This is a genomic window from Streptomyces sp. NPDC003300, from assembly GCF_040610915.1.
GTDB lineage: Bacteria > Actinomycetota > Actinomycetes > Streptomycetales > Streptomycetaceae > Actinacidiphila.
Map to the genome: position 1 here is coordinate 23,418 of NZ_JBEXNE010000003.1, position 15,826 is coordinate 39,243.

The following is a 15,826-nucleotide window of genomic DNA, read 5'->3' on the forward strand; positions in this document are numbered from 1 at the left end:
CGGGTCCTCATTAATGATGAGTACTCACGGCCGTGGCCCCGTGCCGCCGCAACGGCGAGGATCGAGGGACCATCCGGTGCGCCCGATCACAGGAGGTCCGCGGCCGTGCTGCTTCCCGCCCTACGGCCCCAGTTGCTGTGCCTGCCCCATGCCGGCGGCAGCGCGGTGATGTACCACGCGTGGCGGCCCGGCCTCGCCGAGGTGGCGCGGGTCCGCCCGGTCGACCTGCCGGGCCACGGCAGCCGCAGGCGCGAACCGCTCGCCCAGGACATCGGCACGCTGACCCGTACCCTCGCGGCCGAGCTGGCACCCGGTATCGAGGGACCCTACGCGGTGTTCGGGCACAGCTTCGGCGCCGTGGTCGCCTTCGAACTGACTCACCGGCTCTCGCAGTTGGTCGGCCCGCCCGCCGCCCTGATCGTCTCGGGACGCAATTCGCCCCGCACCCCGCACGCGCTGCCGCCGCTGCACAACGCTCCGCCCGCCCAACTGCTGAGCGGCCTGCGGACGTTGGAGGGCGCGCTGCCCGCCGTCGAGGACAGTCCTGAGCTGCTCGACCTGTTCCTTCCGCCGCTCCGCGCCGACCTGCGGATGACGGAGACCTACCGCCGTCCCACCGAACTGCCGCCGCTGTCCTGCCCGGTGCATGTCTTCGCCGGCGACCTGGACCCGGTGGTGGACGCGCCGGGGCTGGCCGCGTGGGCGGCGGAGACCACCGGGCCGTGCCGGGTCACCACCGTGCGGGGCGGCCACATGATGCTCGCCAGCGCCGAACTGCGCTCCGCGCTGGCGGACCTGCTCACGGTGGGCGCGATGTGATCCGCGAGCCCTGAGCCCTGAGCCCTGAGCGCGGGGCCCTCGGCCCCGAGCCCCAGCCCTGAGCCCTGAGCCCTGAGCCCCGAGCGCAGCACCCCACCTTCCGTCTCTCCCTCCCTCCCCCCTCCCGATGCAGGAGCCAGCGTGGACTTCAGTTGGAGCACCGAGCAGACCGCGCGGTACGAGGAGACCGTCCGCCGGGCCGCCGACGCGTTCCCCGCGGACCGTCCGCGGCGCCCCGGTGAACGGTCCGACTGGCGGGAACTCGGCCGGATCGGCGCCCTGGGCGCCTGCCTTCCCGCCGAGTACGGCGGGGACGGCCTCGGCGCGCTCGACACCGCGCGGGTCATCGAGGCCGTGGGCCGCGGCTGCCACGACACCGGGCTGGTCTTCGCGGCCAGCGCCCACCTCTTCGCCTGCGCCGTGCCGATCGCGGAGTTCGGCAGCGCGGACCTCAAGAAGCGCTTCCTGCCGGAGCTGGCGTCCGGCCGGATGATCGCGGGCAACGCCATGACGGAGCCGGAGTCCGGCTCCGACGTCTCGCGGCTGCGGGTGACGGCGACCGAAGTGCCGGGCGGATTCGTCCTGGACGGCGAGAAGAGCTTCGTCAGCAACGGCCCGGCCGCCGACGTCCTGGTCACGTACGCGACCAGCGACCCCGACTCGGGACACCTCGGCCAGACCGCCTTCGTCGTGCCGGCCGACGCCCCCGGGGTGCTGCGCGGTGAGCCCTTCGAGAAGATGGGCCTGTCCTCCTGCCTGGCGGGCACGGTGACCTTCCAGGAGTGCTTCGTCCCCGACGACCAGGTGCTGGGCGTCGAGGGGATGGGTGCGACGATCTTCCAGACGTCCATGGGCTGGGAGCGCGCCTGCCTCTTCGCGGGCTATCTGGGCCTGATGGACCGCCTGGTCGAGGAGTGCGTCCGATTCGCCAGCGAGCGGCGGCAGTTCGGCCGTCGCATCTCCGGCTTCCAGGCGGTCTCGCACCGCATCGTGGACATGAAGCTGCGGCTGGAGAGCGCCAGACTCCTGCTCTACCGGGCCTGTTGGGAGATGGACCGCGGCGGCAGGGCGACCTTGCCGGTGGCGCTGTCGAAGCTCGCCGTCTCCGAGGCCGCGGTGCAGAGCGCGCTGGACGCCGTACGGATTCTCGGCGGTCGCGGATACCGGTCGGAGTCGGGTGTGGAGGCGGCGCTGCGGGACGCGGTGCCGAGCGTGCTGTTCTCCGGTACCTCGGAGATCCAGAAGGAGCTCGTCGCGAAGGAGCTGGGACTGTGAGGCTGCACGAATTCGTCACCGCCGCCGCCCGCAGGGCGCCGGATTCCCTCGCGGTCGACGCCGTCGACGGACGGCTGACCTACGGCGAACTGGACGCGCTCGCGGCGCGTTACGGCGCGGCGCTGGCCGCGAGCGGGGTGCGGCCGGGCGACCGGGTCGTGCTGTGGAGCGCGAAGAGCCTGCACGTCGTGGCGCTGATGCAGGCGTGCCTGCGCGGCGGCGCGGTCTACGTACCGGTGGCGTCCTCGAACCCGCCGTCGCGGCTGGCGCGGATCGTCGCGGCCTGCGCCCCCGCGCTGGTGGTGACAGACGAGGACGGCGCGGACGCGGCGGCCGACGCGGGCTGGGACGCGGCGCCCTGCCGTACCTTCGCGGACCTGCTGACGACGGGCGAGGGCCAGCCCGTACCGTCGCCGGTCGAGGGCTCGGAGCACGATCCGGCGTACATCCTGTTCACGTCGGGTTCGACCGGCGAGCCCAAGGGTGTGTGCCTGAGCCACCTCAACGCGCTGGCGTTCGTGCGGTGGGCCGCGGCCGATCTGCGGCTGGTCCCCTCGGACCGGCTCTCCAACCACGCGCCGTTCAATTTCGACCTGTCGGTCTTCGACCTCTACGCGGCGTTCCTGGCGGGCGCCAGCGTCCATCTGGTGCCCGAGGCGCTGGCCTACGCGCCGGCCCAGCTCGTCCGCTTCATGGACGAGCACGCGATCACCGTCTGGTACTCGGTGCCGTCGGCGCTCACCTTGATGATCACCAAGGGCGGCCTGCTGGACGGGCCGCCGCCGCGCGCGCTGCGGGCCTGCGTCTTCGCGGGCGAGGCGTTCCCGATCGCCCATGTGCGGCGGCTGCGCGCGGCCTGGCAGGACGTCAGGCTACTCAACTGGTACGGCCCGACCGAGACGAATGTCTGTACGTCGTACGAGGTCTGCGCCGCCGATCTCGACCGCGCGGGCGCCCTGCCGATCGGCGCGGTCTGCTCGGGCGACACCCTGGAGCTGGGCCCCGAGGTCGCGGGCCAGGCGGGGCGGGAGCTGCTGGTCTCCGGCCCCACGGTGATGCTCGGGTACTGGGGCCATCCGCCGCAGAGCGGCCCGTACGCGACCGGCGACCTCGTGCGGTACGACGACGCGGGCATGCTGGAGTACCTGGGGCGCCGCGACCACATGGTGAAGATCCGCGGCAACCGGGTGGAGCTGGGCGAGATCGAGAGCGTCCTGAGCCTGCACCCGCAGGTCAGGGACGTGGCCGTGGTCGTGCTCGGGACCGGGCTCACGGCACGGCTGCACGCCGTGGTGGTCCCGGCCCCGGACAGCGCTCCGGGCCTGCTCGCGCTCAAGCGGTGGAGCGCCGAACGGCTCCCCACCTACATGCTCGTCGACAGCCTCAGCCTTTTCGACGAGATACCCCGAACCGGGAACGGCAAGAAAGACCGTTCCCAGGTCGCGAAAATGGTGTCACATACTGGTACCGACTAAAGATTCTAAATTGCCGCCGGCTCTGACAATTCCTTTTTCATAAGCATATATAACGGCGTGTACTCGATTGCGCAGAGCCAGCTTGTCCAGCATGCGCTGAACGTGTGATTTCACGGTGCTCTCACTCAGAAAAAGTGCTTCTGATATTTCCGCGTTCGAATAGCCGCGGATGATGAGCTGGAGCACGTCGCGCTCACGCCGGGTTATTCCACTGGACACCAGATCGGTCTCCGATGTTTCCGCTTGCGGCGGTTCCGGCGTGATGGCCGCCGCGGTGGCGGCGGCAGTGGCGGCGCCGACGGTGGGAATCACCAGTCGGTAACCGGCGGCGACCATCCGGACGGCGGCGATGATCCGCTCCGGACTCGCCTGACTGTCGAGCACACCCCTGGCACCGGCCGCCTGCCAGTGCTGAGCGCACTGCTCCAGGCTCTGGACCAGGGCTAATATCTTAGGGCAGCCGTCGGCGCCGCCGACGATGAGCTGCTGGATGGCATGCGGAACATCCGGCGCCACATCCAGCGCGTCGATGATCACCACATGCGGAGACAACCTTGCCACGCAGGGCAGAGCGTGCCGAATATCGGCAACCTCGCCCACGACTTCCAGATCGGTTTCCCTGCTCAGCAGGACACTGAGTCCCACACGGGAAACCGCTCTGGAGTCGACGAGAAGAACTCTCGTGATCCCATCCTGAAGCATCGAGCCCCCGACCTTCAGCAAACAGCACGTTATTTCGACTCTAGCACGCACGCCTGACCAGCATCAACATGGAACATTTGAGCTCGTTATGATTGAAAGTTAAATCTATAGCCCTTTCGGGCAATGCCCCGAGCCGCCGCACAGGTCACGGCGCGCCGATAAACTCCCCTCGCGGACAGGTCGCCCGTTTGCGTCCCAAAGAGGTTTCAAGCGACCCTCGCGGGTAATTCTTCCGGGTTCGGCGAGGCGTGTCGAGCGCCCGGCGGGCGGCCGGGCCGCGTCGGCGCCGGACCGGACCGACGCCCGGTCCGCACGCGGTCCGCGCCCGCGGCGCCGGCGGTGGCCGGCGCACGGCCGGCGGGTGGTTGGCGTTTCACCCCGCCGAGGCTACTCTCATAAATCACCGAACGGTGAATTTACGTGACAGGGCGGCGGTCATGGGAGAGGCGGTCACCGGACGGCCCGGCCGACGGCCGGGCCGCAGCGGCAGCAGGGAGGCGATCCTGCGGGCGGCGCGGCTGAAATTCGCCGAGTACGGCTACGAGCGGACGACGGTGCGCGGCATCGCCCGCGAAGCGAAGGTCGACGCGGCGCTCGTGCACCACTTCTTCCGGTCCAAGGAAGGGGTGTTCGCCGCCGCCGTCCACGAGGCGGTGCGCCCGATGGAGTTGCTGCCGGTGCTCGCCGGGGATCCCGCCACCTCGGGCGAGCGGCTGCTGACGACGGTCCTCGGCCTGTGGGAGTCGGCCGAGCGGCACGACGCGCTGCTGGCGGTGATCCGGTCAGCGGTCTCGCACGAGACGGCCGCCGGGATCCTGCGGGAATTCCTCGGCCGCGAAGTGCTCGGCCCACTGGCCCAGGCACTGGCCGAGCCACAACGCGCGCTGCGCTCGGCCCTGTTGGGCTCTCAGCTCATCGGTCTGGTCATGGCCCGCTACATCATCCGCGTCGAGCCGCTGGCATCCGCGAGCACGCCGTCGCTGATCGCCGTGTACGCGCCGGTGATCCAGAATTCCCTCACCGGCGACCTGCCACTCCCCCGCACGGCCGACCGTCCGGGCGGCGCGGGCTGAGCCGCGCCCGGCCCGGTCCTTCACCATTCGCCGCGCAGTACACCGGTTCGTGATTCACCATCGCCGCGCGAAGCCTTTACGCGAGCTACGCGATCCGGGCCGGTGATTCGCCGTCACAATGGTGATTTAGCGTCATATCGAGCTGGCCCGGGGCCCGTTGGCCATGCATCGACCGCGCACGAATCTTGGTGTAGCGTCTGCCGCCAAGCAGCGTGTCCTTCAGGGGAAAGGGCCCGAAGAGGAGCCTGCCCCGAACACCTTTGCCGCATTCATCGGCGAATGCACAAAAGGGTAACGGGACAGCTCGACTCCGGGTATCGCCCCAGGTCTTCGCCCTGCGCGTGTCGCAGTCGCGTCGATACGAGGAGTCACAGGATATGGTCACGGTCGCGGCATTCGACAGCCGTAAGAAGGCCCCCGCGCTCAGCGGTGCTTCCCGTCTTCTGCTGGTGCTTTTCTCGGTATTGGTGCTTTTCACGGTGGGGTTGCTCCTGGCGCGCGGCACTTCCGCCGCCGCTCCCATCCCCGGTTCCCCGCTGGACGCGTACGACAAGCAGGTCCCCTACGACATGGGCGTCCACAAGATCGCGCGACTCGCGGCTCTGATCGCGTATGTGCTGATGGTGGCCACCGTCGTCCTCGGTGTGCTGCTGCGGCTGAGATTCCTGCAGCACGCGGTCAACCGGGCCACCTTCTACGGCGCGCACATGACGCTGGCGCTCTCCGCGATGATCTTCGGTGTCGTGCACGGCGCGACCTTTCTCTACCAGCCGGTCTGGCGGATCGGCGGCCGTGAGCTGACCGTGCCGTTCACCGGCGGTGTGCAGCGGCTCCCGGTGGGCTTCGGCATCCTCGGCACCGAACTGGCCATCGCCGTGGGATGTTCGGTGTGGCTCCAGCGCAGACTGGGCTACCACCGCTGGCTGAGGACTCATCAGTTCGCTTATGCGGCCTTCGGGTTGATCTGGCTGCACGTCTTCCTGGTGCACCCGGAGCCGCGCCATCTGAATCTGGTGTCGGTCGGCATCGCCACCGGCGCGGGCACGGTGTTGCTGGCCTTCCTGATCCGCGCCTTCCCGTCCCGCTCCCGGCTCAGACAGCGCACCTACCTCGGCAGGCCGGGAGCCGCCGAATGATCCAGCCGCCTCCCCCGGGCCGTGTCCCCCCGGCGCCCTGGCCACCTGGTCAGGCGCCCGCCGCCCGGCCCACCACGCCGGTCGTCGTCCACCAGGGCCGCCCGCCCGCGCGCACCGCGCCGCCGCTCCCCCAAGCCCCCATCGCCGCCGAGTCGTTCGCGCCCGCCAGGCCCGTACTGGTGCCCGAGGCGGAGCCGGTACGGATCAGCGTCGACAACAACCGGTGCCACATCTACGGCATCTGCCAGCAGGAGGCGCCCGAGGTCTTCCGGATCGCCGAGAGCGGTTCGCTGCACTACACGCGCAGCGTGCCCGCCGACTACGCGGCCAAGGCCCGCCAGGCGGTGCGGTGTTGCCCGATGCAGGCCATCACCGTCCACGGCGGGCAGAGCCCGTCCGGCGGTCCCGCCGCGATCGCGCGGCGGGCGGCGAGGCCGCTGCGCAGCGGCTCCGCGGCGCGGGCGAGCCTGCGGCGGATCGTCGTCGCGGGCGCCGGGCTCGCCGGGCTGAGCGCCGCGACCCGACTCAGGGAGCGCGGCTTCGACGGGGAGTTGGTGATGGTCGGCGAGGAGCCGCACCGGCCGTACAGCCGTCCGCCGCTGTCCAAGCAGTATCTGTCGGGCCGGCTCGCCGAGCAGCAGTTGCCCTTCCGGGCGGACGCGGCGCTGGACGCGCACTGGCTGCTCGACACCCGGATGACGGGGCTGGACCTGGCGAAGTCCGCGATCGAACTGCGCGGCGGGGAGTATCTGCCGTTCGACGGGCTGGTGGTGGCGACCGGTGTGGACGCCAAGCGGCTGCCCGAGGCGCCGGTGTTCAGCGACCGGGTCCGTACCGTCCGCACGATCGAGGACGCGGCGGCGATACGCCGGGCGATGCACGCGGCGCGCGCCCGTCGGGTGGTGATCCTCGGCGGCGGCTTCATCGGCTGCGAACTCGCCTGCACCGCGCGGGAGAACGGGATGGACGTGACGCTCGTCGTCCACAGCGCGCCGCTGCTGCGCCGGGTGCTCGGCGCCAGGGTCGGCGCGGTGGTCGGCTCGCTCCAGCGCCGCGCGGGTGTCGACGTCCGCCTCGGCACGAAGATCACCGACTGGCAGGACCACGGCGACGGGCTGCGGCTGCGGCTCGACGACGGCGCGGTCCTCGACTGCGACTTCGTGGTGCTCGGTCTCGGCGGCCAGCCCCGTACCGAGTGGCTGCGGGGCAGCGGTCTGGAGATCTCCGACGGCGTGCTCTGCGGGCCGACCTGCCACGCGGTGGACGAGTGGGGCAGGACCACGCCGCATGTGGTGGCGGCCGGGGACGTGGCCCGCTGGCCGAACCCGCGGTTCGACACCGAGCCGCGCCGGGTCGAACACCTCATCCACGCCGTGGAGATGGGGCAGCACGCCGCCGACTCGTTGCTGCGCGGCCCCGGACGCGCGGCGCGCTTCACTCCGGTGCCGCGCTTCTGGTCGGAGCAGCACGGCATCCGGATCCAGGCGGTGGGCATCCCCGCGCTCGGCACGGACACCGAGGTCATGGCGGGCTCGATGCGCTCCGACCGCTTCCTCGTCCGCTACTCCCGGCAGACCGCGTACGGTCCGCAGATCGTGGCGGCCGTCGCCTTTGACATGCCGCTGGAACTCCTGCGCTACCGCGACCAGATCGGCCGCACCCTGCCCCATACCCGGCCCACCGGCGGGAGGGGGCGCCGATGAGCCGTCGCGGCGTCAACCGCAGGAGTCGTTCCGGGCTGCTGCTGTCCGGCGGGATGCTGTCGTGGCTGCTCAGCGTCCCCGCCCGGCTGCACCTGCGCTGGCTGATGATCCTGCTCGTGACGGCGGCGGCGATGGCGGCGTACGGCAGGGTGCTGATCACCGCGGCGCCGATGCCGCCCAGCAAACCGCCGGGCGTCCGCTCGGGTTCCCCCGCGTCCCCCACCTACTCACTGCCGCCCGCGACCTCCAGCCCACCGGACGTGCACTGAGCCGGCGCCGGCGCGGACCGACCCCCGCCGTCCCCGTCAGGACGGCGGGTTGCCCGTCGCGCCCGCGGTGAAGGGGGTGACCACGAACTCGTTGTCGCAGTTGGTGATCTTCCCCGGGAAGACCAGCGACGCCCTGCTGCCCGGCGGGTAGATCCGCAGGCTCGTGGAGGTCGGCAGGCAGGTCCCCTGCTGGTTGACGGTGTGGATGGTGTCGCTCGCGGACTCGCCGGGCCGCAGCACGACGGGCCCGTGCGGGAGATTCTGGTACGTGGCGGGGGCGCCGATCTGCTTGCCGTTCGCGTCCAGCAGCGACAGGCCGGGGAAGCCGGTGACATGGCAGACCGTATCGCTGTGGTTGGTGAGCAGCAGGTAGCGGTAGAGGTTGCCCGCGCCCGCGTCGCCGTCGCCGAGGGAGGCGGTGAGCTGCGCGGCCGTGCACAGCGGTGTGGCGGCGGAGTCGGTGCCGGTGCCGGTGCTGGTCGGCGAGGTGGGCGGGGTGGTCCCTGGCGGCTCGGACGTGACGGTCGTACCGTCGCCCGGGCCCTTGGTGGGCGTGGTCCGCGTCGGGGTGGGCGCGGGCGGCGGCACGACGGGCGGGGTCGTCGGTCCGGGGGCCGTGGTGACGGGCCCGCTGCTGTTGGCCGGTGTGGGGACGACCTCCTGCGAGTCGTCCCTGTTGAGCGCGCCGGCCACGTAGAAGGCACCGGTGATGACGGCGGCGGCGAGCGTGCCGCCGACCATCGCGCGGGAGCGGCGGCGCCTGGCCGCGCGGCGGCGGATCAGCTCGAACGAGCCCGCGGGCGGCGGCAGATAGACCGCGGGCGGGCGCAGCAGCGGCTCCAGCGGGTCGAAGGGCTCCCCGCCGGGACCGTCGTCAGACAGTCCGGTCATGGTGTTCCCCCAGCCTGGCGCGCAGCAGTTCGCGGGCCGCGTGCAGGTCGGCCTTGACCGTGCCCTCGTTCCGGCCGAGCAGCGCGGCCACCTGCTGTACGGGCAGGTCCGCGTAGTAGTACAGCAGTGCCGGGTCGCGCAGTCGCTCCGGGAGGGACTGGACGAGCATGCGCACCGAGGGGTCGCTGCTGTCCTGCTGCTCCTTCACGGCTTCCTCCGTGGTGAATCGGCGCATGGCGCGGCGCTCCCGCTCCAGTCTGCGCCAGTGGTCCCTGACCAGGTTGGCCGCGGTCACATAGAGGTATCCGCTGGGCTCCTCGACCTTGGTCCAGCGCGCCCACAGCCGGGTGAAGGCCTCGGACGCGATCTCGTGCGCGGTCCCGTCGTCGTCCACCAGACGGCGGCACCAGCCCGCCAGGCGCGGATAGACGGCCTCGAACAGCTCGGCGGCCGCGCGCTCTTGGGACCGGATGGCCGCTCTCCTCACTCGTCGTCCTCGTGGTGATCGTCGTCTGCCCCGGTGGCGCCGGGGCAGACCTCCCGGGCCGCCCGGCGCCGCCCGCCCCGCGCCGGCCCCGGATCGGGGCCGGTGCCGGTGACGTACGCGCGGACCAGGTCCGGTGCGTACGAGCGGTGGGCGTCCGGACGGCGGACGGGTGCGGGGTCCTGTTCAGGTTCCCGCTCCCGACGACAGGGACGCGTAGACGATCACGTTGTCCTGATAGCCGCTCCCGGTGATCCGGGTGCCGCCACAGGTGATGAGACGCAGAGCGGGGTGGTCGACGTTCCCGTACACGCGGTCCGTCGGAAATCGCGCTTTGGCGACCGTCTGGACGGAGTCGACGGTGAAGGCGGCCGTGGCGCCGTCCTTGAGGCCGATCTCGATCCGGTCGCCGGCGGCGAGCTCGGACAGGTGGCGGAAGACGCCGTCGCCGTACTGTCCGACCGTGACGTGGCCGAGGATCACCGAGGGTCCTGTGACGCCGGGCGTCGGCGAGCCGCTGTACCAGCCCGCGGGCGAGCGCGCCTCGATCGGCGGTACGGCCACGGTGCCGTCGGAGTTGAGCCCCAGTGACATCACCGGGGTGTCGACGCCGATGGCCGCGATCCGCAGCCGGACCGGGACCGAGCGGGCCAGCGGTACGGCCCCGGTGGTCGCCGGGGTCGTGCCGCCGGACGACGGCGTCGAGGTCGCGGACGCCGAGGCGGACGGTGTCCGCTCCGTCCCGCCCGGGGTGGCCCGAGCGGGCGGGTCGGACTGGCAGCCGCTCAGCAGCACCAGTACGGCGGCGGCGAGCACGCACCAGGCCCGTACCGGGACGGAACGGCTGAGGGAGGTGACGGTCGGCAACGGTCAGTCCTGTGCCCGGCCGTGCGACCTGCGGCGCATCCCGGTGACCAGGCCGAGGGCGCCGACGGCCAGCACACCGGCGCCGGCCAGCGCGAGGGTGTCCTGGTCGTGGGTGCCCGAGGAGTGCGCGGTCTCGGCGAGGCCGGTGTCGGGGGCACCGCTGGGTACGGCGGTGACCTGCGAGCCGGAGCCGGAGGACGTGGTGGTGGGCGTCGGCGCGGGCGCGGAGTTGGAGGGGTTGCCGCCGGTGCCCGCGACGAGCGGGGTGACGGAGAACTGGTTGTCGCAGTTGGTGATCTTCCCCGCGAAGACCAGCGACGCCTTGTTCCCCGGCGGGTAGATTCGCAGGCTCGTGGAGGTCGGCAGGCAGGTGCCCTGGTGGTTGATGGTGTGGATGGTGTCGCTCACCTTGCCGCCGGGGCGCAGCACGACCGCCGCGTAGCCGTTGTGCTCGCGGGTGGCGGGCGCGCCTATCTGCTTGCCGCTCGCGTCGAGCAGCGACAGGCCGGGGAATCCGGTGAGGTGACAGGTGGTGCCGCTGTGGTTGGTCAGCACCAGGTAGCGGTAGAGGTTGCCCGCTCCGGCGTCCTCACCGCCGAGGGACGCGGTGAGCTGGGAGGTGGCGCACATCGGAGTGCTCGATGTGTCGCTCGCGGGGGCGACGGCGGTCGCCGGGGACGCTCCGAGTACGGCGAAACTGGCCGCGGTCGAGAACGCGGCGGCGCCGACGGCGAGTGAACTCATGCGCATGTCCGGTCTTCCCTTCTCCCCTCGGCTGCCGCGCTCCGGAACGAGCGCCGGCCGGGCCGTAAGGGGATTCGCAGGGGAGAGACGACGCGGGGTGGGGCCGGGTTGTAAAGAGATTGCCAAATCAATCGAGCGGCGAGCGGCGGCACTTCGCGCACGGGGTTTCCCGCGCCGCCTCCCGGCGGGTCCAACGGCGGGCCTGGCAGGATCGGTTGCCATGGGCGCGCATCAGTGGGGCACGCACGCGGTGACGTTCGCGGCCGGCGGCGTGACCAAGCGGTTCCCGGCCACCGCCCACGAGCGCGCCGTGCGCGAGTGGCGGGCGTTGACGCTGCTCGACCGGCACGCGCCGGGGCTGGCGCCGCGGCCGTACTCCTGCGACCTGGGCGACGCGGGGCCGGTGGTCTCGATGTCCCTGCTGCCCGGAGTGCCGCTCCGGGGCGCGCCGTTGGACGGCGAGCGGCTGACGCGTCTCGCGCGGACGGTGAACGCGCTGCACAGCGCGCTGCCCGCCGACGTCCTCGCGCGGGTGCCCGTACGGCCGGAAGGCCCGGCCGAACTCGGCGCGCGGCTGCGCGGTTGGGCGCCGCGGGTGCGGGGACGGGTGGACGCGGCCGTGGAGGGCGCTGTCGACGCGGGCCTCGCCTGGCTGGAGGCGTCGGGCCTGGACCGTACGGAACAGACCGCCGTGCCCGCGGTCTTCGGCCCCGGTGACGGCAATCTCGCCAACTACCTCTGGGACGGCTCGCGTGTGCGGGTCGTGGACTTCGAGGACTCCGGCCGCAGCGACCGCGCCTATGAACTGGCGGAGATCACCGAGCATGTGGCGAGCTGGGTGGAACACCCGCTGGACGTCACGGCGTTCCTGTCGCACGTCGAGCTGACGGCGGCGGAGACCGTACGGCTGCGGGACTGCCGACGGCTGATCGCGCTGGTGTGGCTGTTCCTGCTGTCCTTCGAGGACCTGGCCTCGGGAGATCCCGCCGCCCGGCGCAATCCGCCGGGTACGGCGCGGCGGCAGGCGGGCCGTCTGCTGGCCCTGCTCGGCTGACCGGCCGTACGCCCTCGCGTGGACGGTCCGCCGAGCGCGGTCTCACGGCCGCGGCCACTGCCGCCCTTCGCGGGACTCGATGCTGCGGTTGAAGCGGGTGAGCATGTCGCTGAGGAGTTCCACGTCCTGCGGCGACCAGTCGGTCAGGACGCTGTCGATGCCCGCGATGTAGAACGCGCGGTCGGCCGCGAGCCGTTTGGCGCCCTCTTCGGTGATGCGGAGCTTGCGGGCGAGGCCGCCGTCGGGGTCGGGGACGCGCTCGGCGAGGTCGGCCCTCAGGAGGGCGGCGGTCTGCCGGTTGACCGTCGAGGTGTCGAGTGCGAAGGCGTCGGCGAGCTGTCCGATGGACATCGGGCCCTCCGAGTCGAGGCGCGCGAGCAGCAGATACGCGGACTTGTCCAGCCGCTCGGCCGAGCTGTCCCGGCGCGTCAGCACATGGTGGCGGGCCACCAGCATCAGTTCCCGCTCCAGCCGCTCCAGCACACCGCCTCCGCATGACGTATGGACGCACGACGTGGGACGTACGAACCGGGGGCGCGCGCCGTGACGTCCGTGCTCCCGCCTCCCGAGAGTACCCACGACCTGGGCAATGTGCATGACGCACATCCTATGTATCATGCACATCTCCCTGCCCACGTCGTCCACGGCCCGCGGCCCGACGACCCCCACCGAAGGCGACGACATGTCCGACTCAGCAAGCGGCACCGGCATACCGGCAGCCGGTCACACCGCCGGTGTCCACCGGCCCGCGAGTGGCGCGGTCGTCGCCGTGCTGGCCTTCGCGGGCATCGTGGTCGCCCTCATGCAGACGCTGGTCGTCCCGCTGCTGCCCGAACTGCCCGGCCTGCTGCACGCCTCGGCCTCCGACACCTCATGGGTGATCACCGCGACCCTGCTCGCCGGAGCAGTCGCCACCCCGGTCACCGGACGGCTCGGCGACATGTACGGCAAGCGCCGCGTCCTGCTGCTCAGTCTCGGTCTGCTGGTCGTCGGCTCGCTGGTCTGCGCCTTCACCTCGTCGCTGGTCCCGATGGTCGTGGGCCGGGCGCTCCAGGGCGGCGCGACGGGCGTCATCCCGCTGGGCATCAGCATCATGCGCGACGAACTGCCCGCGGAACGGCTCGGTTCCGCGATGGCGCTGATGAGCTCGTCGCTGGGCATCGGCGGCGCGCTCGGCCTGCCCAGCGCCGCGCTGATCGCGCAGCACGCCGACTGGCACGCGCTGTTCTACACCTCCGCGGGGCTCGGCGTGGCGGCGATGGCGCTGGTCCTGTTCCTCGTGCCGGAGTCCCCGGTGCGCACGCCGAGCCGGTTCGACGTGCCGGGCGCGATCGGGCTGTCCGTGGGCCTGGTCTGCCTGCTGCTGGCGATCTCCAAGGGCGGCGACTGGGGCTGGGCCTCGGGCACCACGCTGGGACTGGTGGCCGCGGCCGTCGTCGTACTCGTCGGCTGGGGCATGTTCGAACTGCGCACCACCGCGCCGCTGGTGGATCTGCGCACGACGGCCAGGCCGCAGGTGCTGCTCACCAACATCGCCTCCGTCATGGCCGGATTCTCGCTCTTCGCGATGTCGCTGGTCCTGCCCCAGCTCCTCCAGCTCCCCGAGGAGACGGGGTACGGGCTCGGCCGGTCCATGCTCGTGGCCGGTCTGTGCCTGGCCCCGTCCGGGCTGGTGATGATGGCCGTGTCGCCGCTGTCGGCGCGGATCTCGGCGGCCCGCGGCCCGCGCGTGTCCCTGATGATCGGCATGGCCGTCGTCGCGGTCGGCTACGGGCTCGGCCTGTTCCTCACCCACGCCGTGTGGCAGGTGGTGGTCGTCGCCTCCGTCATCGGCTGCGGGATCGCCCTCGCCTACGCGGCCATGCCCGCGCTCATCATGGGCGCGGTGCCGCTGGCGGAGACCGCCGCCGCCAACGGGCTCAACACCCTGATGCGGTCCATCGGCACCTCGTCGTCCAGCGCGGTCGTCGGCGTGATCCTCGCCCACATGACCACCTCGTACCACGGCGCGCCGCTGCCCTCGCTCAGCGGCTTCCGGGTGGCGTTCGCCGTCGCCTGCGGCGCGGCCGTCGCGGCGCTGTTCATCGCCGCGTTCATCCCGGCGCGGCACGTGCGCGCCACGGGCGGCGGTGCGGCGAAGGTCCCGGCACCGGCGCCGGCGGACGAGCCGGTCTGAGCGGTCCTCGGCCGTACCCGGTCCGAAGATCCCAGAAGGTCACACTAGGTCCCAGTAGGTCCCAGAAGCTCAACGTGAGGTCGACCTTCAGGGCAGGATCACTGCGCGGCCGTTGATCTTCCCGGCGTGCAGCCGCTCGTAGGCGAGCGGAGCGTCGTCCAGGGAGTACGTCTCGACGTGGACCTCGACCGCGCCGGAGCGGGCGAGGTCGAGCACCTCGATCAGCTCGGCGCGCGAGCCCCAGTAGGGGGCGCGGACGGCCGCGTCGTAGGCGACGGTGCCGAAGCCGACCGTGGCGCTGCCGCCGCCGATGCCGACGATCGTCACGTCGGACTCGACGGCGGCGCACGCGGTGGCGGTGGCGACCGTGGGGGCGGCTCCCACGAAGTCGAAGACGGCCTGGGCGCCGACGCCGTCGGTCAGCGCGCGGACCCGGTCGGCCGCGTCGGCGTCGGACAGGACGGTCTCGTGGGCACCGACCGCGCGCGCCAGCTCCAGCTTCTCCTCGCTGACGTCGAGGGCGATGACGCGGGCCGGGCTGAGCACGCGCAGCAACTGCACGGCGACGTGGCCGAGGCCGCCGGTGCCGATGACGACGGCGGTGCTGCCGGGGACCAGCTTCGGCAGCGAGGTCTTGATCGCGTGGTACGGCGTGAGGCCCGCGTCGGTCAGCGGCACCGAGGCGACGGGGTCGAGGCCACCGAGCGGCACCAGGTGCCGGGGGTCGTCGACGATCATGTACTCGGCGATGGCGCCGGGCGCGCCGAGGCCGGGCGGGCGGATGCCCAGCTCCTCGGCGCGCAGACAGTAGTTCTCCTTGCCCTGCGCGCACATCAGGCAGCCGCCGCAGCCCCACGGGCCGTAGACGGCGACCGACTCGCCCGGCTCCAGCCCGCCGACGCCCTCGCCGAGCGCGGCGACGGTGCCCGCGCCCTCGTGGCCGAGGGTGAGCGGCAGCGCGAAGGGCAGGGCCTCGGCGGGCCAGCTCATGACGGCGATGTCGGAGTGGCACACCCCGGCCGCCGTGACCTTGAGCAGCACCTGGCCGGGGCCCGGCTCGGGGCGCGGGACGGTCACCACTTCGGGGGCGGCGCCCACGGTGCGGTACTGAACCGCCTTCATCTCGGCCTGCGGCTCCGCTGTCGTCCCGGCCCGAGT

At 72.1% G+C, this 15,826-nt stretch carries 16 protein-coding genes; 9 read left to right on the forward strand and 7 right to left on the reverse strand.

Annotation, left to right across the window (positions count from 1 at the left end; genetic code table 11):
• Window positions 1-105 precede the first annotated feature (105 nt).
• From ABZX65_RS05000 to ABZX65_RS05010, 3 genes are all read left to right on the forward strand, one after another.
• Window positions 106-819: an alpha/beta fold hydrolase gene (locus tag ABZX65_RS05000; protein WP_355334797.1), complete on the forward strand. Its 714-nt coding sequence runs from the start codon at window positions 106-108 to the stop codon at window positions 817-819.
• Window positions 820-960: 141 nt separating this feature from the next.
• Window positions 961-2,094, forward strand: a complete 1,134-nt coding sequence (locus ABZX65_RS05005) for an acyl-CoA dehydrogenase family protein (protein ID WP_355334800.1) — start codon at window positions 961-963, stop codon at window positions 2,092-2,094.
• On the forward strand, window positions 2,091-3,569 hold the full coding sequence (locus tag ABZX65_RS05010; protein WP_355334803.1) for an amino acid adenylation domain-containing protein: 1,479 nt from the start codon (window positions 2,091-2,093) through the stop codon (window positions 3,567-3,569). The genes ABZX65_RS05005 and ABZX65_RS05010 overlap by 4 nt, the downstream gene beginning before the upstream one ends.
• Here the strand turns inward: ABZX65_RS05010 and ABZX65_RS05015 are convergent.
• Entirely contained in the window at window positions 3,549-4,214 is a 666-nt protein-coding gene (locus tag ABZX65_RS05015) for a response regulator transcription factor (protein ID WP_355334806.1), read from the reverse strand. The genes ABZX65_RS05010 and ABZX65_RS05015 overlap by 21 nt on opposite strands.
• 494 nt (window positions 4,215-4,708) lie before the next feature.
• Between ABZX65_RS05015 and ABZX65_RS05020 the strand changes: the two genes are divergently transcribed.
• From ABZX65_RS05020 to ABZX65_RS05035, 4 genes are all read left to right on the forward strand, one after another.
• Window positions 4,709-5,344, forward strand: a complete 636-nt coding sequence (locus tag ABZX65_RS05020) for a TetR family transcriptional regulator (RefSeq protein ID WP_355334808.1) — start codon at window positions 4,709-4,711, stop codon at window positions 5,342-5,344.
• Window positions 5,345-5,721: 377 nt separating this feature from the next.
• The gene (locus tag ABZX65_RS05025; protein ID WP_355334811.1) at window positions 5,722-6,480 is read left to right on the forward strand and encodes a ferric reductase-like transmembrane domain-containing protein; all 759 of its coding nucleotides are present in this window, start codon (window positions 5,722-5,724) and stop codon (window positions 6,478-6,480) included.
• Window positions 6,477-8,183 (forward strand): FAD-dependent oxidoreductase, encoded by a 1,707-nt coding sequence (locus tag ABZX65_RS05030; RefSeq protein WP_355334813.1) that lies wholly within the window; start codon window positions 6,477-6,479, stop codon window positions 8,181-8,183. Before ABZX65_RS05025 ends, ABZX65_RS05030 begins: the two co-directional genes overlap by 4 nt.
• Window positions 8,180-8,452 (forward strand): hypothetical protein, encoded by a 273-nt coding sequence (locus ABZX65_RS05035; RefSeq protein ID WP_355334816.1) that lies wholly within the window; start codon window positions 8,180-8,182, stop codon window positions 8,450-8,452. The genes ABZX65_RS05030 and ABZX65_RS05035 overlap by 4 nt, the downstream gene beginning before the upstream one ends.
• A 36-nt stretch (window positions 8,453-8,488) precedes the next feature.
• On the opposite strand, the gene ABZX65_RS05040 is transcribed toward ABZX65_RS05035, so the two are convergent.
• The 4 genes from ABZX65_RS05040 to ABZX65_RS05055 all read right to left on the reverse strand — a co-directional run bounded on the left by ABZX65_RS05040 (window position 8,489) and on the right by ABZX65_RS05055 (window position 11,444).
• The gene (locus ABZX65_RS05040; RefSeq protein WP_355334818.1) at window positions 8,489-9,343 is read right to left on the reverse strand and encodes a DUF4232 domain-containing protein; all 855 of its coding nucleotides are present in this window, start codon (window positions 9,341-9,343) and stop codon (window positions 8,489-8,491) included.
• Window positions 9,327-9,830 (reverse strand): RNA polymerase sigma factor, encoded by a 504-nt coding sequence (locus ABZX65_RS05045; RefSeq protein ID WP_355334821.1) that lies wholly within the window; start codon window positions 9,828-9,830, stop codon window positions 9,327-9,329. Before ABZX65_RS05045 ends, ABZX65_RS05040 begins: the two co-directional genes overlap by 17 nt.
• Window positions 9,831-10,013: 183 nt before the next feature.
• Window positions 10,014-10,694 carry a class F sortase gene (locus ABZX65_RS05050; RefSeq protein ID WP_355334824.1) on the reverse strand — a complete coding sequence of 227 codons (681 nt, stop codon included), beginning with the start codon at window positions 10,692-10,694 and terminating at the stop codon, window positions 10,014-10,016.
• Window positions 10,695-10,697: 3 nt separating this feature from the next.
• Complete coding sequence (locus ABZX65_RS05055) at window positions 10,698-11,444, reverse strand: DUF4232 domain-containing protein (RefSeq protein WP_355334826.1); 747 nt, start codon at window positions 11,442-11,444, stop codon at window positions 10,698-10,700.
• Between the two features lie 214 nt (window positions 11,445-11,658).
• On the opposite strand from ABZX65_RS05055, the gene ABZX65_RS05060 reads away from it, so the two are divergent.
• Window positions 11,659-12,492, forward strand: coding sequence for an aminoglycoside phosphotransferase family protein (locus ABZX65_RS05060; RefSeq protein WP_355334829.1), 834 nt, complete (start codon window positions 11,659-11,661; stop codon window positions 12,490-12,492).
• A gap of 42 nt (window positions 12,493-12,534) precedes the next feature.
• Here the strand turns inward: ABZX65_RS05060 and ABZX65_RS05065 are convergent, their stop codons facing one another.
• On the reverse strand, window positions 12,535-12,948 hold the full coding sequence (locus ABZX65_RS05065) for a MarR family transcriptional regulator (protein WP_355335752.1): 414 nt from the start codon (window positions 12,946-12,948) through the stop codon (window positions 12,535-12,537).
• A 160-nt stretch (window positions 12,949-13,108) separates the two neighbouring features.
• On the opposite strand from ABZX65_RS05065, the gene ABZX65_RS05070 reads away from it, so the two are divergent.
• The gene (locus ABZX65_RS05070) at window positions 13,109-14,668 is read left to right on the forward strand and encodes an MFS transporter (RefSeq protein ID WP_355334832.1); all 1,560 of its coding nucleotides are present in this window, start codon (window positions 13,109-13,111) and stop codon (window positions 14,666-14,668) included.
• An 87-nt stretch (window positions 14,669-14,755) separates the two neighbouring features.
• On the opposite strand, the gene ABZX65_RS05075 is transcribed toward ABZX65_RS05070, so the two are convergent.
• The gene (locus ABZX65_RS05075) at window positions 14,756-15,790 is read right to left on the reverse strand and encodes an NAD(P)-dependent alcohol dehydrogenase (protein WP_355335754.1); all 1,035 of its coding nucleotides are present in this window, start codon (window positions 15,788-15,790) and stop codon (window positions 14,756-14,758) included.
• Window positions 15,791-15,826: the final 36 nt, after the last annotated feature.